This is a genomic window from Paenibacillus sp. sgz302114 (assembly GCF_056120345.1).
The window spans coordinates 22,753-48,184 of sequence record NZ_JBVYOI010000017.1; the positions used below are offsets into that span (position 1 = coordinate 22,753).

The 25,432-nt window shown below is 51.4% G+C and carries 20 protein-coding genes; 17 read left to right on the forward strand and 3 right to left on the reverse strand.

Translation table 11 applies throughout. The annotated features are described in order from the left end of the window. Positions 1-78: 78 nt before the first annotated feature. A complete protein-coding gene (locus AC0LWF_RS25205; protein ID WP_474654290.1) occupies positions 79-633 on the reverse strand; it encodes a hypothetical protein in 555 nt (184 codons plus the stop codon). A 168-nt stretch (positions 634-801) separates the two neighbouring features. Here AC0LWF_RS25205 and AC0LWF_RS25210 point away from each other — a divergent pair, with 168 nt between their 5' ends. The 16 genes from AC0LWF_RS25210 to AC0LWF_RS25285 all read left to right on the forward strand — a co-directional run bounded on the left by AC0LWF_RS25210 (position 802) and on the right by AC0LWF_RS25285 (position 21,088). Next, the gene (locus AC0LWF_RS25210) at positions 802-2,424 is read left to right on the forward strand and encodes a response regulator transcription factor (RefSeq protein ID WP_474654291.1); all 1,623 of its coding nucleotides are present in this window, start codon (positions 802-804) and stop codon (positions 2,422-2,424) included. Then, entirely contained in the window at positions 2,421-4,250 is a 1,830-nt protein-coding gene (locus AC0LWF_RS25215; RefSeq protein ID WP_474654292.1) for a cache domain-containing sensor histidine kinase, read from the forward strand. The genes AC0LWF_RS25210 and AC0LWF_RS25215 overlap by 4 nt, the downstream gene beginning before the upstream one ends. Before the next feature lie 15 nt (positions 4,251-4,265). After that, complete coding sequence (locus AC0LWF_RS25220; RefSeq protein WP_474654293.1) at positions 4,266-5,996, forward strand: extracellular solute-binding protein; 1,731 nt, start codon at positions 4,266-4,268, stop codon at positions 5,994-5,996. Between the two features lie 36 nt (positions 5,997-6,032). Further along, entirely contained in the window at positions 6,033-6,401 is a 369-nt protein-coding gene (locus AC0LWF_RS25225; RefSeq protein WP_474654294.1) for a zinc ribbon domain-containing protein, read from the forward strand. 200 nt (positions 6,402-6,601) lie between these two features. Further along, positions 6,602-7,507 carry an ABC transporter permease subunit gene (locus tag AC0LWF_RS25230; RefSeq protein ID WP_474654295.1) on the forward strand — a complete coding sequence of 302 codons (906 nt, stop codon included), beginning with the start codon at positions 6,602-6,604 and terminating at the stop codon, positions 7,505-7,507. A gap of 20 nt (positions 7,508-7,527) precedes the next feature. Further along, positions 7,528-8,406 (forward strand): carbohydrate ABC transporter permease, encoded by an 879-nt coding sequence (locus tag AC0LWF_RS25235; protein WP_474654296.1) that lies wholly within the window; start codon positions 7,528-7,530, stop codon positions 8,404-8,406. Between the two features lie 84 nt (positions 8,407-8,490). Beyond that, complete coding sequence (locus AC0LWF_RS25240; RefSeq protein WP_474654297.1) at positions 8,491-10,272, forward strand: extracellular solute-binding protein; 1,782 nt, start codon at positions 8,491-8,493, stop codon at positions 10,270-10,272. Positions 10,273-10,354: 82 nt separating this feature from the next. After that, positions 10,355-13,216: a beta-galactosidase gene (locus AC0LWF_RS25245; RefSeq protein ID WP_474654298.1), complete on the forward strand. Its 2,862-nt coding sequence runs from the start codon at positions 10,355-10,357 to the stop codon at positions 13,214-13,216. Positions 13,217-13,225: 9 nt separating this feature from the next. After that, positions 13,226-15,223, forward strand: a complete 1,998-nt coding sequence (locus AC0LWF_RS25250; RefSeq protein WP_474654299.1) for a right-handed parallel beta-helix repeat-containing protein — start codon at positions 13,226-13,228, stop codon at positions 15,221-15,223. Then, a complete protein-coding gene (locus AC0LWF_RS25255) occupies positions 15,205-15,405 on the forward strand; it encodes an alpha-L-fucosidase (protein ID WP_474654342.1) in 201 nt (66 codons plus the stop codon). Before AC0LWF_RS25250 ends, AC0LWF_RS25255 begins: the two co-directional genes overlap by 19 nt. 257 nt (positions 15,406-15,662) lie before the next feature. Then, complete coding sequence (locus AC0LWF_RS25260) at positions 15,663-16,505, forward strand: phytanoyl-CoA dioxygenase family protein (protein ID WP_474654300.1); 843 nt, start codon at positions 15,663-15,665, stop codon at positions 16,503-16,505. Between the two features lie 102 nt (positions 16,506-16,607). Continuing rightward, positions 16,608-17,159 (forward strand): Rieske (2Fe-2S) protein, encoded by a 552-nt coding sequence (locus tag AC0LWF_RS25265; protein WP_474654301.1) that lies wholly within the window; start codon positions 16,608-16,610, stop codon positions 17,157-17,159. Positions 17,160-17,277: 118 nt separating this feature from the next. Next, positions 17,278-18,330, forward strand: a complete 1,053-nt coding sequence (gene selD, locus AC0LWF_RS25270) for a selenide, water dikinase SelD (RefSeq protein WP_474654302.1) — start codon at positions 17,278-17,280, stop codon at positions 18,328-18,330. 20 nt (positions 18,331-18,350) lie between these two features. Further along, positions 18,351-19,394 (forward strand): tRNA 2-selenouridine(34) synthase MnmH, encoded by a 1,044-nt coding sequence (gene mnmH / locus AC0LWF_RS25275; protein ID WP_474654303.1) that lies wholly within the window; start codon positions 18,351-18,353, stop codon positions 19,392-19,394. Further along, complete coding sequence (locus AC0LWF_RS25280) at positions 19,387-20,277, forward strand: proline iminopeptidase-family hydrolase (RefSeq protein WP_474654304.1); 891 nt, start codon at positions 19,387-19,389, stop codon at positions 20,275-20,277. Before mnmH ends, AC0LWF_RS25280 begins: the two co-directional genes overlap by 8 nt. A 1-nt stretch (position 20,278) precedes the next feature. Then, positions 20,279-21,088, forward strand: a complete 810-nt coding sequence (locus AC0LWF_RS25285) for an AAC(3) family N-acetyltransferase (protein WP_474654305.1) — start codon at positions 20,279-20,281, stop codon at positions 21,086-21,088. Positions 21,089-21,427: 339 nt separating this feature from the next. Here AC0LWF_RS25285 and AC0LWF_RS25290 read toward each other — a convergent pair whose 3' ends face one another. Both AC0LWF_RS25290 and AC0LWF_RS25295 read right to left on the reverse strand, forming a co-directional pair. Beyond that, complete coding sequence (locus AC0LWF_RS25290; protein WP_474654306.1) at positions 21,428-22,036, reverse strand: transglutaminase-like domain-containing protein; 609 nt, start codon at positions 22,034-22,036, stop codon at positions 21,428-21,430. Between the two features lie 19 nt (positions 22,037-22,055). After that, positions 22,056-23,246 carry a winged helix-turn-helix domain-containing protein gene (locus AC0LWF_RS25295; protein ID WP_474654307.1) on the reverse strand — a complete coding sequence of 397 codons (1,191 nt, stop codon included), beginning with the start codon at positions 23,244-23,246 and terminating at the stop codon, positions 22,056-22,058. A gap of 218 nt (positions 23,247-23,464) precedes the next feature. Between AC0LWF_RS25295 and AC0LWF_RS25300 the strand changes: the two genes are divergently transcribed. Continuing rightward, positions 23,465-25,312 carry a diguanylate cyclase domain-containing protein gene (locus AC0LWF_RS25300; protein ID WP_474654308.1) on the forward strand — a complete coding sequence of 616 codons (1,848 nt, stop codon included), beginning with the start codon at positions 23,465-23,467 and terminating at the stop codon, positions 25,310-25,312. Positions 25,313-25,432: the final 120 nt, after the last annotated feature.

Here is a 25,432-nt window from a genome sequence, read left to right on the forward strand (position 1 = left end):
TTGATTCTCCCTCCGTAACGGTATCATCCTTATAGAATACGGGGAGGCGGTTCCGATTCAGGGGTTTATGAAGAGTTTCTAACCTTTGCCAATCGCTTTCCGCGCCGCATTGTGCGCAAGTCGGTGCAGCGGGTTTCCTTTCTTATGCTTGCCAATGTACTTGACCTCGACCCCAATGGACGGAAATTTTGCACTCAGCTGCTCGCAAGCGGTTATATATGCCTGTCTAGCTTCTTCGTAATAAGGTTTTGTAAAGCTGTGCATCGCCATAAGCTTCATGATGGAATGGCAATCGGAGAATACAACGGCGCTCTTAGGCAAAGCGGCTCCGGAGAGGGTCATCTGCTCCAGCAGTTCTGTAAGAAGCTTAACCCCGAATGCAATCGCAAGCATTTCTCCGTAATTAGAGCCTCGCTCATAATCATGCAACAACTGAAGACCGCTCACGTACATCTCGCGGTTGAACACCAGGCAGCAGCCCGCGCCATGAACAGATTTTCCGGCAGCGCCGGAATAATCGCTATAGATCGAGACAACGGATGAATTGACTAGATGCGCCCGGACGGAAGGGGTTTCGTAGGCTTGTTTTATATAAGCAGTAGATCTCTTATGTTGATCAGTAAGTAAAAGCAATCGTTCTCCTCCTCGGTAATTACGTGTTGCTAGCTTTGACAATTATAGAATGAATCAGACTTCTGAAGCGAGCGGATCTAATCGTTAAGCAGAATCTATTGCGGAGTTGTCCAGCGGCATAGTATGTTTAGCTTGCAGCACCATATGAGCGCTAAGGGGAGGCTAAGCATGTGGAACGTCATGATCGTTGAAGACGAGATGCTTGTCCGTTTAGGCTTCAAAAATTCCGTGCATTGGGATCATTATGGGATGACAGTATGCGCGGACGCGGCAAATGGCAGGGAAGCATGGGATTACTATAACAGCGAAGTGAAGCCGGATGTCATTATCACCGACCTGCGCATGCCGATTATGGGTGGAATTGAGCTGATCAAGAAAATCCGTGAGCATGATGCGCAGACGCGAATCGTTATTCTCTCCTGCATGGAGGACTTCGATCTGATCCGTCAGGCTATGCAGCTTGGCATTTCGAATTATATTTTGAAATTAACGATGACCGAGGAAGAAATCCATAATGTGCTTAAGCGGGTGCGCGAGGAGCTTGGCACGCAGCAATCCATCGGAACATCCAGAGGCATCATTCGCAACCCCGACTCTCTCAGAGAGAACATCATTAAAAACTTCGTATTCTATCACCTCTACTCCAAAGAAGAATTCACGCGCCATATCGACCAGTTAAAGCTAAGACTCCAACCTGAACGGCTCGTCGTCAGCATGATGGAGATCGACCATTTCGAGCATGTCCAGACGAAATTCAATGATGAGAAAGGCGAGCTCATTCGCGTTACGTTCTTGAATGTTCTGAGCGAGCTGTTATCGCAGTTCGGGCGCGGTGAAGTTGTGTCGGACGAGGACAAGCGATATTTGTTCCTATTCAGCTTCCGCGACATCGCCAGTGAATCCCAAATTCGTGAAGAGCTGCATGCAATCATGACCCAGATCCAGAAGGTGCTGAAGCGTTTCTTCAATATCTCGGCGACTTTCGGCGTCAGCAGCATGAAGAGCGGGTATGCTTCGCTGCATTCGTTATACAGGGATAGCGAGAAGGCGGTAGGGCAGAAGTTCTTCTACGGGACGGAGCGTATTCTCTATCTGCGTGACATCGAGCTCGAAGCGGGCGATGACACCGTGAAGAGGAAGCTGCAGCAGTTTCATGAGAAGTGGTCCATGGCCGAAGAGAGCGCTCAGCGGGATGTGGAAGCGATCATACGGACATTCCTGTCAACCGGCAGGCTTCGGCATGAGCAGGATATTCGCAACCTGTTCGTTCGGCTGCTGCATACCCCATCGGTAACGTCGGCGCTGAACGAAACGGAACTGATGCTGCTCATCTCGTCGTATGGCGAGGAGATGCAGCGCTCGGAGACGCTTGATGAATGCACGACGATCTACAGCCGTTTTCTGGCGGAGGTGCTCACGACCGGCGGAACGAAGAAGCAGCTGAACAAAGATATTGCGAGGACGGTCAAGTATGTGCAGGAGCGGTTCAATGAAGACATCTCCTTGCAACAGATCGCCGAATATCTGGAGCTGTCGCCAAACCATCTAAGCGTACTGTTCAAGAAAGAGCTGCAGCTTAATTTCTCCGAATATTTGAACCGGATTCGGCTGGAGAAAGCAAAGGAGCTGCTGCTTGGTACGAATCTGAAGTCGTACGAGATTGCGCAACAGGTTGGGTTCACGGACGATAGCTATTTCAGCCGCGCTTTCAAGAAACATACGGGTGTCAGGCCTAACGGCTTCCGCAGGCTGTGGATCAATGACTGGACGGGAGTGGCTGAGGACCGATGAAATCCCTACGCAGATCGACCTTTAAACTCGCCGGCTTCTCGCTTCGGGCACAGCTAATCTTCTCCTTTATGGCCGTCACGCTGCTCGTGCTCTCCATTAGCTCCTATTATAGCTATGTCAAAACGCTCGATATCTTGAAGAAACGCACGCAAGAGACGACGTTCTCGCAGTTTCGCCAGATCGAGATGAATACGCTTACGCTGCTGCATGAGGTCGATAAGCTGTCCAACACCTTCCTCATGGAGAGCAAAGTCCAATCCTTCTTGCAAAGCGACCAGCTCTCAAACCTCGAATTTATTTCGCTCGAACGCGATATTATGGAGCGAATCAATCAATATTTAACCACCTACGATTACCTGGATTCCATTTATATCTTCACTGAGAACGGCACCGTGATCGGCGGCACGTTGACGCAGAATCAGAGTGCTTATCAGATCGGCCGCGGCTACGAATTTTACAACACCGACTTATATAACAAAGTCAAAACCAGCTTTCCTCAGTCCATATGGACCGGGGGGCTGAGGACAAGCGACTTCATGCGCAGTTCCATTCCGGAAGGGCTGACGAATGCGCGCCTCATCTCTTCGATTCGCGGGGTGAGATGGATTGGCGGCAGCCAGATGAGTGCGGAGCTCGTGCTGAACGTGAATGAACGATATTTCAATGCCGGCTACGGCAGTCTTCAGAGCTTGCCCGGCGGTTCGATCCATATCATCGACGGCTCTGGCAACGTCATCTCCAGCACGCATGAGCAGATGATCAGTACTCCTTATCTATTTCATTCGCGGATGAAGCCGGCGCTTAATTTCGGTTCTTTCTCCTCTGATCGAGACGGCTCGCATGAGCAGATCATCTATTACCGCATGAGCGATACTGGCTGGACCTTGGTCAATGAAGTGCCAACTGAGCTGTACACGAAAGACGTCGTCGTTATCGGACGGTTCATTGCTGCAATTTTCTTGCTGTCCCTCGTGCTGATCGTTGTGTTCTCCTCGCTCTGGATGAATCGGATTATGAGCTCGTTCCATCAGTTGATCAAAGGGATGAGGTTCGTCGGGCGAGGCAACATCGGACACACGCTGCCGAAAGCTTCGAACCGGGAGATGGGGCAGCTTATCGAGCAGTTCAACCATATGTCCACAGGTATTTTGGAGCTGATGCAGCAGAACGAAGAGACGGAGAAGTCCAAGCGGCAGCTGGAGATTGAGGCGCTGCAGTCGCAAATTAATCCGCATTTTCTATACAACACGCTTAATACGGTGAAGTGGATGGCAGCGGTCGCCAAAGCGCCTAACATTATGGAATGTATGACGAGTCTTGGCAACATGCTGCGGCCGATCTACTACGATCCTTCACCGCTATGGTCGATTAAGGATGAGCTGGAGTTCGTCCGCAATTATATCAACATCATGAATTTCCGCTATGGCGAGGAGCTAAAGTTTGAGTTTGACGTACCGGAGCAGCTGCTTAACTGTCAGACGCTGCGTTTCATGATCCAACCGTCCATCGAGAACGCTCTCATTCACGGAGAGATGCATCAAGGCGTTATTCAAGTGACCGTAGCGGAGCAGAATGGGGATTTGCAGGTCATTGTAAGGGATACTTGCGGCGGCATGACACCGAGCAAAGTGATTGAGGTGAACCAGCGTATCCGAGAGCAGCAGCCTACCGAAAGGCCAGCTAAAGGAATTGGGCTGAGCAATGTGAATAAGCGGATCCAGCTGCATTTTGGCGAACGGTATGGGATTGAGGTGCGCAGCAGCGAAGGCGTCGAAACCCGGGTCTATATGATGATTCCGATCATAGCAGGCAGTGAAGCGTCCTAGAGAGGGGAATGCGGTTTGAAGCTCATTCGTAATCGAAAAGGGGTATTCGCGTTCATGCTATCGGTGATGCTGTTCGCGCTATCTGGCTGCGACTCAGCGAATACAGGCGGGGATGGAGCGACGGTGAGTGCGCCTTCAACAGGCAATGCGGAGAATAATGGTGCTTCTGGGATTGCATCGCCGGAGCCGATCACGCTGAAGGTGCAAGTGAGCAGTACGGGCAAAGATTTTGAGAATACCGATGTGTATAACGAGATTAAGCGAATTACCGGCGTGACAATGAATCTGGAAACTTATGACGAGCAGAAGTTCAAGGTTCAGTTGGCGGGAGGCAATCTGCCCGACATTATTCAAGTGCCTAATAAGAATATTAAAGAATTAATCGAGGGCAACAATATTATTCCGCTCGATGAGCTGGTGAAGACGAATGGATCAGATATCAATAAGCCGGAGTATGAGAAGAGCCTTGCGTATATTCGAAAGTTTTGGAGCGATAACACGAATAAGTTGTATATGATTCCTGTCCAGATCGGATCGAGCAGCTTCGGCTTCGAGCAACAAATCGGCTTTAATGTCAGGTGGGATTATTATAAGGAGCTTGGTTATCCCAAAATTAGCAGCATAGACGATATGGTGAACGTACTCGCGGAAATGGTCCTGCGTCATCCCTTGACGAAGGATGGCAAGAAGGTGTATGGCGTCAGTATGTGGAACGATTGGGGTTCGCTCGGTACGTGGGGACTTCGCAGTTTAGGGCTTATTACCGGCAACGGCATGTTTAATGTCAATACGGGCCAGCTTGCGAATGAATATACGGAGCCGGATAAGAGCGGTATATGGGATACGGCGTATTTCATGTTCCAGGCGCAGCAGAAAGGGATTCTCGACCCGGATGCGTTCACCGCGAAATATAACGATATCGTGGCAAAAGGGTCAGAGGGTACGCTGCTATCCTCTATCGCAACATGGCCATTCACCGCTGCTAATGCGGAGCTGCTCAAGGAGGGACCGGACAAGGGGTTCGTCACGATCCCGCTCGAATGGGGTTTTACGAACATTGGCGGTACGACCATCGCGGGGTGGGGCGACCGGGCATGGGCGATTTCCTCGAATTGCAAAAATCCGCAGCGCGCCTTGGATTTGATTAATTTCCTCGTCTCGGAGCAGGGCTCGCGGCTTATTGCTAGCGGCATTCAAGGGACACACTGGGAACTAGTAAGTGGAAAACCAATGATGATGATGGACATAGTGAAGCTTGCGGCGGCAGGCGGAGACAGCTGGAAGAAGACCGGCATCGGTCAGATGGCGAACCAGCAGGGCTTCTCCGACCATACGCGCTTGAGCGATGGCGGGGTCGTTAATTTGTTTAATACGCCGGAAGTATACGCGACGAAGGTGAATTCGCTCAACCAAGATTATGACGCCTATTATGGCGTCTCGTATCCTGCCGAAGCATATAAGAAATTTGCGGATCAAGGAAAAGTGAAGACGCTTGATCAAATGCCGCAGGATGTGCTAAACGCGATGCCGCCTCAGCCTGATGCGATTAAGCGCATTGTCGCTAAGATTGATGAGCTATTGGTGAAAGGGTTGCCGATTGTCGTGCTAGGGTCGAGGACGGAAGAAGAGTATAAGTTGAATCGGCAGGCGCTCATTCAGAAGCTGATAGAAGCAGGAGCGGATACGTATTTTGTCTGGTTTAAGCAGGCTTTCGATGAGACGAAGATGAAGCTTGAACAAGGGTAGTTGTGGAAGACAGAGCGGATGTAGGAGGCTAACCATATGATCGTATGTCCATTTTGCGATAATGAGGTTGAGATTCGGAATGGAAGATGCCCGAAGTGCAAGGAGCATCTGCATGAAGTGACGGATGAAGATTTCACGGAGGATAGAGAGACTTCCGGCATGAGCGTGAACGAGCAGATCGAGCATCGGTTCAAATGCGCCAAATGCCAGTCGAATGTGTGCCGAATCAAGGAAGTTTCGATGACAGGGACAGGCATCAGCAAGCTGCTTGACATCGAGCATAATCATTTCCTGTTCGTCTCATGCCAAAATTGCGGCTTCGTCGAAGTCTACGACCCGAATGTGCTGTACGGGAAGAAAGCAGGGAGCATCGGCACGATATTGGATGTGTTGTTCGGGAACTGATTGAACGTGGTGAGCTCCCTGTGAGTGAATTAAAATAACCGCAAACCCCATTATCAGTTCGCTGGTAATGGGTTTTTTGCGTTCGCGCCAATCGCTTCACACCTGCTATAGTCCAAAAATCGTAGATTTCTCCATATTTCCGGATTTTCGCATTCCGTATACTTGGGCTAGAAATAGAAACCCAGGTGGAGTGATTAACAATGAAGCTGAAAGCAAACCGCGTCACGCTGTTCCTGATGGTAATTCCGTTCGTCATTCTTGTGTTCCTCTTCAACTACATTCCGCTATTCGGCTGGATTTACGCGTTCTACGATTATAAGCCTGGCATTCCGCTGTCGCAGACCGAGTTTGTCGGCTTGAAGTTTTTCCGCTGGGCCATTGAGGAGAAGGAAGACCTTATCCGCGTGCTCACGAATACGCTGGCGCTCAGCTTGCTATCCATTCTCGCTTCTCCGCTATCCGCGATCTTCGCCATTATGTTGAATGAGCTGAACAGTAAGCGATTTCGCAAATTCGTGCAAACGCTCACAACGCTGCCGAACTTCATCAGTTGGATCATTGTCTACTCGCTAGCGACGTTCATGTTCTCCTCTGGGGGATTGCTGAATGAGGTACTGATGAAGCTGCACTGGATCGAAGAGCCGACCACGATACTCGGCAACTCCGATGCGACCTGGTGGTTTCAAACCGCAATCACGGTCTGGAAGAGCTTGGGCTGGGGAGCCATAATCTATTTGGCCGCTATCGCCGGAATCGATACCGAGTTGTATGACGCAGCGAAGGTGGATGGCGCAGGACGCTTCCAACGTATTCTCGCGATTACTGTGCCAGGTATTATGCCGACCTTCTTCGTGCTGCTGCTGCTCAATATTGCAAGCGTGCTCTCGAATGGGGCTTCCGGCTTCGAGCAGAACTTCGTCTTCTACAATTCGCAGGTCGGGGATAAGATCGAAGCGCTCGACTACTACGTGTACCGGGTCGGGATCGCGACAGGCGATGTGTCCTTCGGTACGGCAATCGGCATCGCGAAGACACTGGTCAGCGTCATTCTGCTATTCGCAATGAATGCTCTATCCAAGCGGGTAAGAGGGCATTCGGTATTTTAGCAAAGGAGGTTCTTCAACCGATGAAAAATGATTCTTCCATATGGTTCGACATCGCTAATTATACGATTCAAGCGCTGTTCACACTGCTCTGCGTTTACCCCTTCTACTATATCTTCATCTACTCCATCAGCGATCCGCAGCAAGCGCTTAAGGGCGTGTTCCTGCTGCCGACGGGCTTTACCATCGTGAATTACACGCATATCTTCCGGCTAGATAACATGCTTCACTCGTTCTTCATTTCCTTGCTGCGAACCGTTATCGGTACGGTGGTTACGATCGCGTGCAGTTCATGGCTCGCTTATGCGGTTACGAAGAATGAGCTTTACTTCCGCAAGACAATTTACCGCTTCGTCGTCATTACGATGTATTTTAATGCCGGTCTCATTCCGTGGTATATCACAATGAAGCAGCTGGGGCTTAAAAACAACTTTCTGCTGTACATTCTTCCAGTCGCTGTCGTCGCTTACTACGTCGTGCTGCTCAAAACCTTCATCGAACAGCTGCCGCAAGCGCTTGAGGAATCAGCGATGATTGACGGAGCGGGTTTCTTGAAAATTTTCACGCATGTCATCTTCCCGCTGTCGATGCCGATTATTGCGACCATCGCCGTATTCGCCTCGGTCGGGCAATGGAACACCTGGTATGACAATTATTTTCTCGTCTCGGACGATCGATTGCAGACGCTCCAGCTCATTCTGTACAACTACTTGACCGACGCGCAGCGGATTGTCTCAAGCAGCAATTTGCAGGATCTCAACCGCGGTCTCGCTACGAAGATTTCGCCGGATTCCATCCGCATTACAGTCACGATGGTCGTCACCATTCCGGTCTTGATCGTTTATCCGTTCCTTCAGCGCTTCTTCGTCAAAGGACTAATGCTCGGCGCCATCAAGGGCTAGTCCGTACGGGTTAAGGATGCCATAGCTCTCTCGCCGGAAGCTATCATCATAGGGAGAATTACAAAAAAAACAGGAGGTCATGGTATGAAGGTAAAGCAGGCTTATAAAGGATCAGCTGCCTTGCTGCTTGCAACAACGATGGTTCTGGTAGCAGGCTGCGGCGGCAACAATGCGAATACTTCTTCGAACGACTCCACCAAGACGAACAATGCAGCTGCTACAACGACCAACAATTCGAGCAAGGCAGACAACAGTACGAAGACAGATAACAGCGCGACGACGAACAACAGCACAGCAAATAATGCGAATACAAGCGAGCCTGCGACACCTGCCAAAGAAACGATTACGTTCAAGGTGCAAATGGCGGCGACTACGAATGAACTGGAAAATACGGACGTCTACAACGAAATCATCAAGCAAACCGGCGTCACGATGAAGATTGAAACGTTCGACGAAGAGAAGTTTAAGGTTCAACTAGCAGGCGGCGATCTACCTGACATCATTCAGGTGCAGAGCAAATATTTGAAGCAATTGATCGATGGCAAGCTCATCATTCCGCTTGATGATTTGGTTGCCTCGAACGGACCAGATATTCAGAAGCCTGCATTCGAGAAGAGCATTGCTTACAGCAAGCAGTTCTGGAGCGGCGACACGGGCAAGCTGTACGAAATTCCGCTTCAAGTCGGTCAGAAGGGCTGGGGCTTCGAGCAAACGACCGGCTTTACGGTACGCTGGGATTATTACAAAGAGCTCGGCTATCCGAAAGTCGAGAATATCGATGACATGGTGAACGTACTGGCGGATATGGTTGCGAAACACCCGAAATCATCAGATGGAAAGAAAGTGTACGGCACGGCAATATGGAATGACTGGGGCACTTGGGGTCTCAGCAGCATGGGACTTATGATTAATGATGGGTCACCTGTCGTGAACAACTACACAGACACCGCGAAGAGCGGTATCTGGGCGACTTCCGAGTTCATGTATAAAGCAAAGCAGAAGGGCATTCTCGATCCAGACGCGTTCACGGCGAAGTATGATGACATCGTGACAAAAGCAAGCCAAGGGACGCTGCTGAACACGATTGCGACTTGGCCATTCCAGAATGTGAACGCAGAGCTGCTGAAACAAGGCCCCGATAAAGGCTTCGTGACGCTGCCTCTTGACTGGGGATTCGCATGGGCTGCCGGTAACACGATCGCAGGCTGGGCTGACCGCGGATGGGCGATTACAGCGAATTGTAAAGATCCGCAGCGTGCGATGGATCTGATCAACTTCCTGTCCTCGGAGCAAGGCTCGCGTCTGATGGAAAGCGGCATTCAAGGCGTTCATTGGGATATGGTTGACGGCAAGCCGCAGATGAAGCCTGAAACGGTCGAACTGTCCAAAGCCGGCGGTGACGCGTGGAAGAAGACAGGGATTGGCATGATGGCTAATCAACAAGGTATGTCCGATGATACGGTGCTGAGCGACGGCGGTCCGGTCAATCTGTTCAATACGCCGGAAGTGTTCACGACGAAGCTGAATTCGCTGAACAAAGATTACTCCGATTACTATGGCGTGCCATATCCAGCAGCAGCTTACAAGAAGTATGAAGATTCGGGTCAAGTGAAATCGCTCAATTCGATGCCACAGGATGTTCAGGCAGCTATGCCTCAGGTGCCGGACGATATGAAGCGGATTCAGACCAAGCTCGACGATCTCATTACGAAGGGCATTCCGGACATCGTCCTCCATGCGAAGAACGATGCGGATTACAAGGAAAGACAACAGAAGCTGATCGACAAGCTGAACAAAGCAGGTGCCGATGAATTCTATCAATGGCAGCTGAAGGCGTTTGACGATACAAATAAGAAATTCCAGTAAGGATTAGTTGAAGCTGCGGACCCTGTAATGCTGGGCAATCCGCAGCTTTTCCACTGTTTATGAGGGAGGAATAGGAAGCGCGATGAAACTAACATATGATGGCAAATCCTTTATGCTTGGCGGGGAGCGCATCTGGATTATCGGTGGAGAAGTGCATTATTTTCGCTTCCCTCAAGAAGAATGGCGCGAGGTGCTGCTGCGGGCTAAGCGCGCCGGTCTGAATACGATTTGCACGTACGTGCCTTGGAATTTTCACGAGTTCGCGGAGGGGCATGTCGACTTCGAAGGAGATAAGAATCTCGCCCGATATATCGATTTGATTGGAGAACTTGGCATGTATGCGATGCTGAGGCCAGGTCCATATATTTGCAGCGAATGGGATGGAGGCGGGATTCCGGCATGGCTCTGCGCGAAGCAGGTTCGGCGCTTTCGTGAAGACGATCCGGTCTATATGGCTGCTGTGGAAAGTTGGTTCGATCAGCTGATTCCAATCATTAGCGCGCGGCAGATCACGCGCGGCGGTCCTGTCCTTACGATTCAGAACGAGAACGAGTATCCAGGCGGATGGGATGCGTCGATGCGGAGCTATCTGTACAAGATTAATACGATCTACGAGAAGCATGGCATCGACATTCCAGTGCTCGCATGCAACGTGCACGGCAATACCGAAACCAGTGTCAGAATCAACGATTCCGCAGATGAACGTGATCAGTTCATCGACGAGAGCATGATCCTGACCTATAACCACCACGTCGAGGTCGAGCCGGTTTACGACTTAAAGCGCAAGCAGCCGAACGCGCCGCTCATTACGACGGAGTTCTGGTGCGGCGCGCCAATCTATTGGGGCAATCAGATCACGGATTGGCCGAACAGGCTCGAGCTGGCACGCGCCGTCTATGAATATGCTTCAGCAGGGACGCAGGTGTGCTATTACATGTTCGAGGGCGGAACGAACTTCGGGTTCTGGGGCGGCAACAACATTATCACCTCGTACGCATCCGGCTATCCGGTTGGCGAAGCAGGGAAGCTGACGGACAAATATTATGCCGTGAGACCGGCGAATTTGTTTATCTCGGCTTTTAGCAGCTTCTTCGTGGACAGCGAGGAGCAGGCGGATAGTGCGGGCATCCAGTGCGAAGCGGATGTTCGACTTGTCGTTCGCGAAGGGGAACGAGGAATGCTAGCCTTCCTATCCACGCATGGCGGGAAGAGGGAGCTGTCTCTGAAGTTGCGTGAAGGCAAGGAGCTGACTGTCTATCTTGGCGAGGTAGCGGCGGTCGTTATTCCCATTGGATTGCAGCTGTTCGATAGTGTGACGGTGGACTATAGCACGCTGTGCTTGCTCGTGAAAGACGAAGCGAAGCAGGTACTTGTCCTGTATGGCCCGGCTGGGACAGTTGGTATCGTTAGCGTGAATGGCGCGGAGCTAACCATTCCAGTGCTGCGGCGCAAGGTTCAGTACAATGCCGTGAGCGGCATTGGCATCATCGTCGTTGATGAGGAGCTTGCGAGACGCTGTTGGATCGTCGATGGGCATATCGTCTTTGGCCCTGACTATATTGCTGAATCGAGCGCAGACGGAGCTCTCGATATTCGCATAAGCGAAGGGACGCCTGATGTCGTCTACCTGGATGATGACGGACTGCCTGTCGTGCGGTCGTTTAAGCATGAAGCGCATCCGTTGAAGCTGCCGGAGCTGGATGCATGGCGGTTGACGCCGTGCCCGGAAGTAGAACTAGGAAGCGGTGAAGGATGGTTGGCGCTGAATGAGCCATGCTCGCATGAGCAGTTGGGCATCGTGCAAGGGTATCTGTGGTACAGCGCGGAGGTTGAATGCGAGGAGGAGGGCGTTCGAACGATGCTGCTCAGCCATGCACCGACGCGAGTAGCGGTGTTCGTGAACGGACGGTTCTGCGGCATTCACGCCGAAGGAAGAGCTGTACGGATGCGCGATGAATATAGACATCCGGCTGATTGGGCGTTCGAGGAGCTCACGGTGCGGGTGATGAAGGGGATGAACAGATTCGTCTTCCTCTCCGACGATCTCGGTCACAACTACGATGTGCCGATTCCGGTTGGCATCCAAGGTCCTGTAGTGGTCGGCTCCCGCCTAGTAGAAATCGAGAATTATCGTGATGTTCCCCCTCAGCCAGTATCGGATGATGCATTCAATTTCCTGTATAACCGTTTCTACCGGGAGCAGAATCCTCTGCCTGGCATCGAGTTCGAGCTGACGTTTGAGCCGAATGAGATCGCATTCATAATGATTCATGGCGTGAAGGCATGGGTGACGGTGAATGGCGAAGAGGTGCTGCCGATGTCTTATCCCGATTCGCCGTGGACGATGTTCCCTCAGATTAAGCGCTGGATTTCATGGCAGCTGCCGGAGCATCTGTCTGGTCAGGTTTGTCATATATGCATTCAATATGCAGAGCCGAATCAAGCGGCCGTATTGGAGAACATTGCGGTTTATGTCGCACCACGCAGCGGGCAGTTGACGAACTGGCAATGGAAGCCATGGACCGGCGAGGTTGAAACGGCTGTCTCGACCATTGCCTCAGAAGTCGTGGATGGTGGCGAGCAAGAAGAAACGGGGCTCGTTGTCCTGTTGCCGGTAGGATCGCGACTTGCTCGCAAGGGCAGGCTGCTTCGTCCAGCCTATCTGCGAACACGGTTTCCGATGCCGGAGGGCGACCGGCCGGTTTACTTCAAGATCGGCGAGCTGCAGAAGGGCCAGATCTATATGAACGGGCATAACATTGGCCGCTTCTGGGCGTACGGCGGCACGCAGGACGCTTATTATTTGCCGCGCGGCTGGATGCAGGCGGACAATGAGCTCGTTATATTTGAAGAGCTTGGGCTGAACCCGCAGGGTGCGTCGCTTGTTCTCGGAGAAAGCGGCAGCTGGACCAGCGTGAAGCTGAATTTCGAGAAGGCGAGGTGAGTCACGGATATGGCACAGAAGGGAGAGGGCATTCGGCTCTATGTTGCTCCATATGGAGCAGATTCGAATGAAGGGTCAGAAGAAGCCCCGGTATGCACATTATCGGAGGCGCTAGCGCGAACGAGAAGCTGCGGCGGTGCGGACAAAAGGATTATTGTTCGAGCCGGTGAATACGAGGATGTATCCATGGTCTTGACCGCAGATGATGCCGGTCTAACGATTGAAGCTTATCCGAACGAGTATCCGGTGCTGTACGGGGGCTCGTTGATCACGTCTTGGCAGCGGGAAGGAGAATGGCTGACCGCGCCTCTGGATGGCGTAAATGCTGAAGATCACACGCGCGACTTCCGCATGATTGAAGTGAACGGTACATGCCGACAGCGGGCGCGATTGCCGGAGCAGGGGGCGTTCCGGCATCTGAACGCATTCGACGTCGAGTGGCTCTCGACCTTCGCAGGCGGCTGGAAGCGGCAGCCGACGGAGGAAGAAAGGATGACGCTTCGTGTCAATGCTTCCGATGTTGGCACATGGCTGGACTGTGGCAATGCGGAGCTGACCATCTACCATGAATGGGATGAGTCGTTAGTTGGGGTCTCTCATGTTGAACAGGAGCAGGTGAAAGTGTCAGGCGCGGATCAGGAGGATGAATGCGGCGTAACCGTAATTCATTTCGATAATGCGCCAGGACATCCGCCGGGCGCATTCTACGCACGTAATGATAACGCCATGACTTATGCGGTTTGGAATGTACGGGAAGGTATGCGCGAACGGGGTCAGTGGTATTTGGACAGGACGGCTGGGAAGCTCGTCTACTGGCCGCTCCCGGAGGAGTCTGAGCATCCGGAGTCGCTTCGTGTGATTGCACCTGCAAGAGAGCAGCTTCTTCGACTGGAAGAAGGCGCGAATCGGATTCGTATCGCCGGCCTCACATTTGCATGCGCCGCGTCTCCGCTTTCTGCGGGAGGCTTCGGCGCGATGCATGTGAGCGCTGCGATTCACGCTGAAGATGTGGAGGAGGTCGAGTTCGACCGCGTCACTGTTCGCAACACCGGCGGATGGGGATTCCAATTGAGCGGCAAGCATATCAGGCTCAATGAATGTCATGTCCATCATACCGGGGCAGGAGGCATCCAATGGAAGGGAGAAGCGATTGCGCTTGAGTGCTCGCGTATTCACGACGTAGGGCTTGTTTACTCAAGCGCCATTGCTGTGAACAGCGATGGCGCAGGGCATACGATAAGCCACAACGAGATACATGACACGCCGTACAGCGGCATCGCGAGCGCAAGCTCGAATACGACAATTGAAGATAATTTGCTATATAACACGATGAATTTCATGAAGGACGGTTCTGCGATCTACCTGAGCTGGTACAGCGACCAGGTGAACGTAAGCGGCAATGCGGTGTTCGCCAAATCGAAAGAGCATGTGCGGCGGTACGCGTACTACCTTGATGAGAAATGCACGAATTGTACGGTCGAGCGCAATCTAGCCATCAATCTCGGCTTGCCGATGTTGAGTCATATGACGCGGGACTGTCGTTATATTAACAATATTTTTGTCGATCGCGGTCCTCAGGTGATCTCTGTCTATAATACGTTCGGACTTGCGTTTGAACGCAATGTGCTTGAGGCAGAGTCGATTAAGATCATCTCGCCGAAGGGCAATCCGAGCAAGCTGCCTTCTGCGGAATATGACGACCATCCTTATATGAGCACGTTTTCATCCGCAGATGGAATTGCTTCATTCAGGGATAATGTGCTGCACAGTCGAAGTGGCGTTCACACCTTCAGAGAAGTACTGCATTATAAGCAGATAGGCGCGGAGCGGGAGTTGCAGGAGCAAGACGGTAATGTGTTTGCAGATCCGGAGCTGAAGGGAGCTGAGCTAGGAGAGTTGAGCTTCGAGGCGCGTTCTGTCACAGATCCTCGAGGCATCGAGCCGTTGTCATTCGCGGATGTTGGCTGCCAAGGCCGATATGCAGAGGTATTCGAGCAATTCAAATAAGAGAGGAGGAAGGTGTCGTTAACGACGCAGGCGAGCTTGTTCCGTGGGAAGCATGCATTACGCTGACTGATCATTGGGGATACTGCTATAGGGATATGAATTACAAATCACCGAAGTCGGTCATTCGCGGCTTGGTGGAATGCATAAGCAAAGGGGGAACCTGCTGCTCAATGTCGGACTGAGCGCTCTTGGCGATATCCGCGTGAATCGCTTGAGGTTTAGCAGTGCGTATCTTCCGGATGAAACTGACACTGTGATGGAGCTCGAGCTTATTAATGGTGAAAGTTAGAAAGAGCATGTTCATATGTGTGAAAACATGTTCTACTATTTTCTTAATAAACTTAATTAAGTATGTAAAAAAATTAGTGCAATTGACGGGCAAATGTGTTAGTTTAGGAGTTGTAAGCAACTTACGAAGACATACCTTGAGGTGATTTAGGTGAATTTGAAAGTTAGTCAAGAAGAATTGGATACACTAACACTAAAACCGGAAACACTTGAGCTAGCCGCTAACCTGGTTAAGATTAACGGCTATGTTATTATTGAGAGCGTTGTTCCACAAGCGAAAGTAACTGAACTGTTCACAGCTTTCAAGAAAGCGATGGACTGGTTCATTGAGAAGCACGGTCACGATATTTACCTGAAGAAGAAAGGCTTTAACGAAGGTACGAACCACCTCGGCATCTTCCTTCCGTTCGAAGCTCCATTCAACGATTCGCTCGTTATCGAGCACCCGTTTGCAATGGCAATTATCGACAAAGTGCTTGGTCCCGAGTACAGCGTAACGTTGTTCTCGTCCAACACTTCGCTGCCAGGCGGACAGAAGACGCAACCGGTTCACGCAGACTACGGCGCTCGCTTCGGCGATCAATGCCAAGTGTCGCTGCCGATTACGGACCTTGTGTTCAACATTCCGCTCGTTGACGTACACGATGGCAATGGCCCAATGGAAATTTGGCCAGGCGGCACGCACCTGATGCCGGACAGCTGGTACGGCCCGAACGCGCCGAAGCCGGAAGATCTCGCACCATATATGCAGTCGATGAAAGTGCATATGCCAGCAGGCTCCATCCTGATCCGCGACGTTCGTATGTGGCACAGAGGAACGCCTAACAAAGGCAACGAAATCCGTCCGAATATCGCGCTCATCTACAGCTCTGTAGACCGCGACAACCGGGTTCAAATTCCGCAAGAGACGTACGACAACATGTCGCCGCGCGCTCAGCGCCTGTTCCGTTGGCAGAAGATCGGCTTCCCAGCAATCGAGCCTACGCACGAGTAAAATTGTCACAAGAACTACAAGGCTGCGGCTTTGTAGTTCTTTTTATTTCCCAGATTTAGTCATATAATGGAAGGCATCTGGCGGTAAATGGAGGTGGACAGCTTGAGGGATCGAATGCCGCGGCAGCTGTCGCGTCGAGCTTTTCTAGGGACTACCGGCAAACTCGCTTTAGGTGTTACTGCTGCATTGACGGGTACAACGGGACTATTCTATTACGGCGCGAAGACGCACAAGAGCAAAGCGAAAGCCGAGCAACGGCCAGGAAATATCGTAGACCTGGGCAGCTATGAGGAGTTATCGGCACTAACTGATATGAAGAAAATACATTACCAAGCTGAATATGTGGATGCTTGGTATACGAAGCCGATTAGAGGGTTCGTCTATGTGACGAAGGATCAGAATGGACAGATTCTCATTTTGTCGCCAGCCTGCACGCATTTGGGCTGTTCGGTGGAGCCGGCAACGACGGGGCAGCGCGCGAAGACGAAGGATTTGGTACTCTTCTGCCCTTGTCATGGCGCTGAGTTTGGCAAGTTCGGAGAAAACGTTAGTAACGTCGTGAATCGCGGACTGGATACATTCAAGCCAATTATCGCTGAGGGGCGCATATTCTTCGATGCCATGCAGCCGATTCAAAGAAGTGAATCTTCATAGATAGAGGAGAAGCGCGGGCGGATTCGCCGGTGTTTCTGTTTTGAAAGCGATAGCATTGCTTCTCCAAAGCGTATCAGGTACCATTTATGTATGGTCATAGAGAGGAATGGATGCAGGCATGACGGAATCAATTCATGATATCAAGCTAACTTCATATTCAAGCAAAGGCGGCTGCGGCTGCAAAATCGGTCCCGCAGACCTGGCGGCAGTACTCCGCAATTTGCCTGCGGCAAAGCCAGATCCGAACCTGCTTGTCGGTCTCGATACGAGCGATGATGCAGGCGTATATAAGCTGACTGACGAGCTGGCGCTTGTGCAGACGCTCGACTTCTTCACGCCCATCGTCGACAATCCGTATGATTTCGGCCAAATCGCAGCGGCGAACGCGATTAGCGATATCTATGCGATGGGTGGCAAGCCACTGACGGTGCTGAATATTGTCGCGTTTCCAATCTCGACGCTGGACAAGCGTGTTCTTAGCGAGATTCTGCGCGGTGCAGCAGATAAAGTCGAAGAAGCCGGCGCTACTCTTGTAGGTGGTCATTCAATTGATGATAAAGAACCAAAGTTCGGTCTTGCAGTCACAGGGCTTGTTCATCCTGAGAAAGTGCGGGCGAATGCAGGCGCGAAGCCGGGCGACCGCTTGATCCTGACGAAGCCGATCGGTGTTGGCATTCTGACGACTTCGATCAAGAAGGATCAGCTGACGCCGGAAGAGACTGTGCGGTTGACGAAAGTGATGGCGACGCTCAATAAGACCGCGGCCGAGACGATGGAGCCGTTCGATGTGCATGGCTGTACCGATGTGACGGGCTTTGGCTTAGTCGGTCACGCGCTGGAGATGGCAAAGGGCAGCAAGGTCAGCGTGCATATCGAGAAGCAGAGCGTGCCGCTGCTGCCGAGAGTGCGCGAGCTTGCAGAGCAAGGCTTCGTTCCAGGCGGAACGAAGAATAACTTCGCTCATGTCCAAGATGATGTAACATTCGCGGACGAGATTGACCAAATCGACCGATATATTCTGTGCGATGCGGTCACTTCCGGCGGGCTGCTCATTTCAATCGCAGGAGAGCAAGCCGAAGCGCTGCTTGTGGCGTTGAAGGAGAATGGCGTCGAAGCAAGCTTGATTGGTAAAGTGAGCGATGAGCGTGCTGGACATATTTTCGTACAATAACGGTTCAAGGGGAAAAGACGATGTTTCAAGATATTGCAATTGAAGAACTATCAGCGTTGAGACAATCCGGCAGCATCGTTACGATAGATGTGAGATCGCCTTCCGAGTATTCGGATGCAACCATTCCCGGAAGCTTGAATATTCCGTTGTTTAATGATGAAGAGCGTGCCGAGATTGGCACGATCTATAAGCAAGTAAGCGTGCAAGCGGCGAAGGAGCGTGGTCTTGAGATCGCATCCGCGAAGCTTCCTGCTTTTATCAAGGCATTCTCGCAAATTCCGGGCAAGAAAGCTGTATTCTGCTGGCGAGGGGGAATGCGGAGCAAGACGAGCGCGACGGTGCTCGATCTGATGGGCATCCGCACATATCGGATTGAAGGCGGTTACCGCGCTTATCGCCAGTGGATCGTAAGCCGTATGGAGGAGTTTGAGCTTGCGCCTCTCGCTTATGTGCTGCACGGTAACACAGGGACGGGGAAGACCGCTATTCTGCGCAAGCTGCAGGAGCAGTCCTATCCGGTGCTGGATATTGAACATCTGGCGGGCCATCGCGGCTCGATCTTCGGCAACATTGGGCTCAAATCCCATAATCAGAAGACGTTCGACGCACTGCTGTCTGATGAGCTGATCCGGCTTGCGTCTATGCCGTATTTTCTAATGGAAGCGGAGAGCAAGCGAGTCGGCAAGGTCGTGCTGCCAGATCGGCTTATGACGAAGAAAGAAGAAGGCAAGCATATTTGGCTGGAGCTTCCGCTTGAAGCGCGAGTGACGAATTTGCTTGAAGAATATAAGCCGTGGGAGCATCATGAAGCTTGCCTCCAGTCGTTCCGGTTTATCAAATCACGGATTCATACGCCGATCGCTGCAGAGATCGAATGGGCGTTGAAGCACGAGGAGTACCGCATGGCGATTGAGCTGCTGCTTGTTCACTACTACGATCAGCGCTACTCGCATTCGAATGCGACATATAACTTAGAAGATCGCCTGACAATTAAGGCAGACTCAATTGATGAAGCTGTTCTAGCGATTCAACAGCTGCTGGGAGAAGGTGCCGCGAATGAGTAATCAGATGAGTGAAGAAGGATATATTGACGTACCCGGAGGGAAAGTCTGGTATACGCGGCTTACCGAGGAAGGAGGCAATGGGACTCCGCTCGTCGTGCTTCACGGCGGCCCCGGCAATACGCACGGAGCGCTGAAGTTTGCGCTTGGCGCGCTCGCGAACGAGCGACCGGTCATCTTCTACGATCAGCTTGGTTCTGGTAATTCCGAGCGGCCGACAGATGTATCCTTTTGGAAGACGGATCGCTTCGTAGATGAGTTGGCATGTATTCGTGAGGCGCTGGGCCTTGCGGAGATGCATGTGCTCGGACATTCGTGGGGCACGATGCTTGCGGCATCGTATTTGATCGAGCGTAAGCCGGAAGGCGTTCGCAGCATTATTTTCTCCAGTCCATGCCTGAGCAGTGCGCTTTGGAAACAGGATGCCGACAGGCTCATTGCGCAGCTTCCTGACGATGTCCAGCAGACGATCGCGCTTCATGAGGAGCAAGGGACGACGGATTCCGAGGCCTATGAAGCGGCGATGAAGGTCTATTACGACCGGCATGTGTTACGGCTTGATCCGGTGCCGGAAATCGTTAAGCTCGGCAGGCCAAAGGGGAATAAAGAAGTTTACATGACGATGTGGGGACCGTCCGAATTTTGCCCAACCGGAAATTTGAAGCATTATGATGTGACGCCGCAGCTGCATGAAATTGCTATCCCATCACTCTTCTTGTGCGGACGCTATGATGAGGCAACTCCCGAGGCGACACAGCATTACCAGTCGCTTGTGCCAGGGGCGGACATTCACGTGTTCGAGGAAAGTTCGCATATGAGCTATATGGAAGAAACGGACGAGTATTTGCAGGAAGTAAGGCAGTTTCTTCATAAGGTGGAGAGTTAACGTGGAACGAATTAATGAGTCCGCGTGGCCGGTGACACGTACTTCGCTCGCCCATGATTTGACAGCGCTTGGTGTTGCGAAGGGAATGACTCTCATTGTGCATTCCTCGCTGAAATCGATGAATCGCTGGATTGTTGGCGGCGCCGGCGCGGTTGTGCTGGCACTCGAGGATGCAATCGGCGAAGAAGGAACGATTGTCATGCCGACACATAGTGGCGACTTGTCCGATCCTGCGCCATGGCAATACCCGCCTGTGCCGGAAGCGTGGTGGCAGCTTATTCGTGACGAGATGCCGGCGTTCCAGCCAGATCTGACGCCTACGCGGGGAATGGGCGCTGTTGTGGAATGCTTCCGGAAGCAGGAAGGAACGGTGCGGAGTTATCATCCGCAGTTATCTTTTGCAGCAAGAGGTCCGCAGGCGGCTTATCTTACAGCAGATCATTCATTTGCATTTGGGCTCGGTGAGCAGTCACCGCTAGCAAAGCTGTATGACTGTGAAGCTTCGGTGCTTCTCTTCGGCGTCGATCATAGCAATAATACATCTCTTCATCTCGCGGAATACCGCGCAAGCTATGCTAGCAAGCAGCAGGTGACCAATTATGCGCCGATTCTCGTTGATGGCAGACGAGAGTGGACGGCAATCGAGGAGATTAATATTAATTCGGATGACTTTGGCTTGCTTGGTCAAGCATTCGAGCAGGAGACAGGCTGCGTGAAGCTCGGACAGATTGGTGATGCGCTGATCCGCCTCGTGCCAGTTCGAGAGCTGGTTGATTATGGCGTGAAATGGATGGAAGAGAATAGGAAGTAAATATGGAATTTGTGGCGAGTTCGGTCGAAGAGGGAGGATATACAAAGTTGTAACGGTTGCTATAGCGCTTATTTGTGTAAATATAGCCTTCTCAAAAATCTAACGGTTGCTAGAACGCTAATTGGGCTCAAATCGATTGAATTCGATGCTGGAATTGCCCAATAGCCGTTCTGGCAACCGTTAGGGTTCCAAATGAGCGATCTGAAGTAGAATAGCGTTCGTGGCAACCGTTCGTGTATGAAGGGAGTTTGGACTCACGATTGTCCGCTATCACTTTTTTTCAACAAGCTAGCCGCTCCAATGTGGAGCGGCTATAGCTTTGTATGGTGATTGGGTTCATCACAGCGCAGATGGCAGCTGCCGCAAGTACATGTCCTTCGCGTTCGTCGCTTGCTTTAACACTTCGACTGTACTCGGATACGGATGGATATAGATCGTAAGGTAATCGATCTCCTCATAAAGCGTACGAACAGGAAAAGCGAGCTGCTCCTCATCGAGCGAGAACTGGGCGTCGATGCCGGGCTTGTTGCCGCGCGCGTCGAGACGGATCCATCTGCCTAGCGATTGCAGGTAAACTCCGTTCAACGCATGAATGACATAGCCGGTGTCAGGTGTATCGCCTAGTGTAAGCCGCTGATAGCAGAAGCCCGAGGGCACGTCTTTGCTCCGTAGCAGCGCGCAGAGCAGCATTGATTTGGCATAGCAAATCCCTTCTCGGTGCAGCAGGGCGCCAGATGCGGACGAGGTGACGCGAGTGCTCTGGATATCCCAAGTATGGGAGATGTGATCGCGGACGTATTCGAATGCCCTTCGCACATAAGCTAGCTCATTATCTGTCCCGCGGCTCAGCTCATCCGCAAGCGCAGCAACTGCATGGTGTGTGAAATTTACTTCTGCGGTTTCGATCAGGTAATCTTCCAACCGCTCAGATTCTAGCTGCAGCTCCATCCTCGAACAACCTCACTCTCTATATATTCAAGTCTGCAAAGCTGGAACGATCAAATGTCGTTTCAAGATAAGAGGCGAAACGCTCCAAACAGCTTGCGACGGAGTCTCGCATAGCTGCATCGACCATGACATCGCCCTCCCACCACCAATTGAGAATCGTCAACGGCGATTTTTTGCGCTGGTTAGCAAACTCGACGCGCGCGACGAGCCGATTGCCATAAATCACAGGCAGCACATAGTAGCCATATGCACGCTCCGCTGCTGGCTTGTAAACTTCCCAGCGGTACTCAAAGTCGAACAGTTCTTTGATCAGATTCCGATCCCACATCAGATTATCGAGCGGAGCGAGCAGGCTGGCGCGCTTCGTACTGTCATCGCTAGCCACCGTTGCTTGCTCAAACAACTCAAGATCGCAAGCGCGTAGGTAGAGGGGATGCGCTACATCTTCAACATGAACCTCCATGAGCTGTCCGCTTGCAAGGAGCTGCTTGAATGCCTCGTTGCGATTGCGGCTCTTCATCCCGCGAATGCCAATCCACGCATCGCTTGGCCGATTCCATAGGAGGCCTATGCTGCCAATCCGGCGAAGCACATTCCATGCAAAATACTGCTCGTCCGATTCGATCGGATCGGGTTCAGCGTAGAGCTTCTCCGGGATGCTTCGCTTCGCAAGATCATAAAATCTGCGCGTGCCGACTTTATGATGAACGACTAGCGTCCCCGCATAGTACATGCCTTCAAGTGCCGCGCGCGACAGCCTCGTCGGACCCCAGCCCCAGTCGACTTTCTCCGCATAATCTAGATCGCTGGAGCAAAGCGGGCCGCGTCTCTCAATCTCAGCATAGACCTGATTCACGGTGTCCTGATTGGAGCGGCACCACGCCTCGTGCTGCCTGCGAAAGCGGGCAAAATACGGCCAATCCGTAACCGGAACAATCGACATGCACTTGTCCCACTGATCAAATAGCTGATGATCCTCATAAAGCAGCTGCTGAAGCATCTCTCGGTTGAAGTGAGGAATGCGGGCTTGCAGGACAAGCTCATGGTTCATCCCTACCACATTGAGCGGATCAAACTGTATGCAGCCAACACGATCAATGAAAGCCAAAATGCCTTCTTTGCCTTCAAAGTTAGAAGTCTGATCGCTAAGCCCATGATACTGCAACAGGAAGCGTTTTGCCTGCTCCTTCGTAATCGTAAGATGCGCCATTTGTTCACCTGCCTGAATAGTGAGATGTATTCTCTTTATTAAAGAGGATAACGGAGTAGAAGTCCATGCTGGATGTGCAGAAATTTGAATTTTAGCAATTATTTAGAAGAATATCCTTGACTTCGATAAATATTTGTGAAAATACCTGACATGAGGGAAGGAAATGGTCGGTATTTGTCGAAAAAAATCAATATTAATAAAGTGATGGAGGCGCTGCCATGGAGCAACAAACTTCTAAAATCGCAGTACAACATCTATTGTCAACGCCTTCAAACCGCTCCCAGCGGAGGCTTGTTTATGTCATTGGCGCATTCGTTTGTTTGCTGGCTCTGCTGACAGCTCCGATCGCTCGGGTGATGCTGACGGAATTGCCTGCTTATCAGCCTGCAATATTCTCAAGCGTTATCTGCTTCGAACTCATTACGGCTTACGTGCTGTACAGCCAATTTCGCATTAATCGCTTGCCGTCGGAGCTTGCGCTGGCTGCTGGGTATTTATACTCTGGCGGCATGACGGCCATGTATCTATTAACATTCCCAGGCATCTTCTCCAAAACAGGCTTGTTCCATGCGGGACTGCAAACTGCGCCATGGTTGTATTTGATCTGGCATATTGGACTGCCAACGGCGATCGTCGCTTACGTCTGGTTCGAGTCCCGCTATAAAGGGATGCAGCTTAGCCAGGCGAGAGCCAGATCGATTTCTGCGGTTGTCTTAATGGTAATCGTACTAGTAGTTGCGATATGTACGCTGATCACGACCAAATTTCATGACAGCGTACCCATTCTATTAAAGGACGGTCATCTTACCCCGCTCTTCGTGAATCAGATTGGTGTGCCTATTATCATCTACAGCGCAATTGCGCTTGTTTTATTTTTCCGCTTAACGCGAGCAAACACGGTGACGACGGCATGGCTCTGTATCGCATTGCTGGCTTCTTTGCTTGATGTAACGATCATCCTGTGCGGCGGAGGCCGCTTTAGTGTCGGTTGGTATGTTGCAAAGTGGAACACATTCATCTGTGCGAACGCTGTGTTGAGCGGCATGATCTATGAGTTTACGAAGATGTATATGAGTCTTACGCTGCTGTATCGTAAAGTGGCTGATAGTGAAGTTCGCTATAAAGACCTGTTTGGGGAAAGCCAGCTTGCACAGCGCGAAATTGCGAAGCAAAATGAGATCATTGCGCGGATGCTGGAGTCGAGCCAAGAGGCGATTGTAATGTGCGATACCGAAGGGAAGGTTGTGTTCGCGAACCGCAGATTCGAGCAGTTGTTCGAGCGTCCGCTTATGAATGGACAGATGCTTGCCGATTATTGCCATCGGTTAAAGGCATCGCACGGAACGCTTGCGGAGCTGATCGAACGGTATTTCAACGCTAAGCAGCCTAAGCTTTCTCCCTTCCGTGAAAGAGTATCTCTCGTGACAAGTATAGAAAAGACACGTTATTTCGAATGCTACGTCAGTCCGCTTATGGATGATGTGGACGGGGAGCTGCATGGTCATCTATTCGGTTTCCATGATCGCACCGATGAGGTTCGGATTATGTACTATGATGAGTTGACGGGGCTGCCGAACCGCCGATATTTGGGTGAACGGCTTATCGAGGCTCTGGATCGTGCCAAGAAGAATATCGCGAATTTCTCTGTCTTCTTCATGGATTTGGACGGCTTTAAGAAGGTGAATGACACTTACGGCCATGAAATGGGGGATAAGCTGCTGCAGGAGGTTGCAGGCATCCTTCAATTATGTGTACGCAGCAGCGGTGTCTGTGCAAGATGGGCGGGCGATGAATTTATCGTGCTGCTCGAGGACGTTCAGAACAGAGCTCAACTTGAAGCGCTTGGCGAACAGATTATTCATGTCATCGAACAGCTGGACGAAGTGGACGGTGTGAAGATTGGAGTAACCGCGAGTATCGGGATTGCGATCTATCCGAATGACGGCTCGGAAGGAAAAACGCTGCTGATGCATGCTGACCAAGCCATGTATGAAGCAAAGATGAAGGGGAAGAACAATTGCTGCTTCTACTCTGTAGTCACGCAAGTGCAAACGCAAGTGCAATAGCAGCCCCGAAGGCGCTCGATATGGAGCGCCTTTTTTGATGCCCCTAGTTAACTTAAAGCCTCGTACAAAAAAGTTTGCGTACCTCTGATATAAACGAATGATTGGCTCATAGGATTAAGT

Excerpts from the sequence above, each read along its gene's own strand:
- AC0LWF_RS25215 (WP_474654292.1), top strand. The coding sequence starts at position 2,421 with ATGAAATCCCTACGCAGATCGACCTTTAAACTCGCCGGCTTCTCGCTT.
- AC0LWF_RS25295 (WP_474654307.1), bottom strand. The coding sequence starts at position 23,246 with ATGGCGCATCTTACGATTACGAAGGAGCAGGCAAAACGCTTCCTGTTG.
- AC0LWF_RS25250 (WP_474654299.1), top strand. The coding sequence starts at position 13,226 with ATGGCACAGAAGGGAGAGGGCATTCGGCTCTATGTTGCTCCATATGGA.
- AC0LWF_RS25240 (WP_474654297.1), top strand. The coding sequence starts at position 8,491 with ATGAAGGTAAAGCAGGCTTATAAAGGATCAGCTGCCTTGCTGCTTGCA.
- AC0LWF_RS25225 (WP_474654294.1), top strand. The coding sequence starts at position 6,033 with ATGATCGTATGTCCATTTTGCGATAATGAGGTTGAGATTCGGAATGGA.
- AC0LWF_RS25210 (WP_474654291.1), top strand. The coding sequence starts at position 802 with ATGTGGAACGTCATGATCGTTGAAGACGAGATGCTTGTCCGTTTAGGC.
- AC0LWF_RS25300 (WP_474654308.1), top strand. The coding sequence starts at position 23,465 with ATGGAGCAACAAACTTCTAAAATCGCAGTACAACATCTATTGTCAACG.
- AC0LWF_RS25290 (WP_474654306.1), bottom strand. The coding sequence starts at position 22,036 with ATGGAGCTGCAGCTAGAATCTGAGCGGTTGGAAGATTACCTGATCGAA.
- AC0LWF_RS25245 (WP_474654298.1), top strand. The coding sequence starts at position 10,355 with ATGAAACTAACATATGATGGCAAATCCTTTATGCTTGGCGGGGAGCGC.
- mnmH (WP_474654303.1), top strand. The coding sequence starts at position 18,351 with ATGTTTCAAGATATTGCAATTGAAGAACTATCAGCGTTGAGACAATCC.
- AC0LWF_RS25235 (WP_474654296.1), top strand. The coding sequence starts at position 7,528 with ATGAAAAATGATTCTTCCATATGGTTCGACATCGCTAATTATACGATT.
- selD (WP_474654302.1), top strand. The coding sequence starts at position 17,278 with ATGACGGAATCAATTCATGATATCAAGCTAACTTCATATTCAAGCAAA.
- AC0LWF_RS25280 (WP_474654304.1), top strand. The coding sequence starts at position 19,387 with ATGAGTAATCAGATGAGTGAAGAAGGATATATTGACGTACCCGGAGGG.
- AC0LWF_RS25230 (WP_474654295.1), top strand. The coding sequence starts at position 6,602 with ATGAAGCTGAAAGCAAACCGCGTCACGCTGTTCCTGATGGTAATTCCG.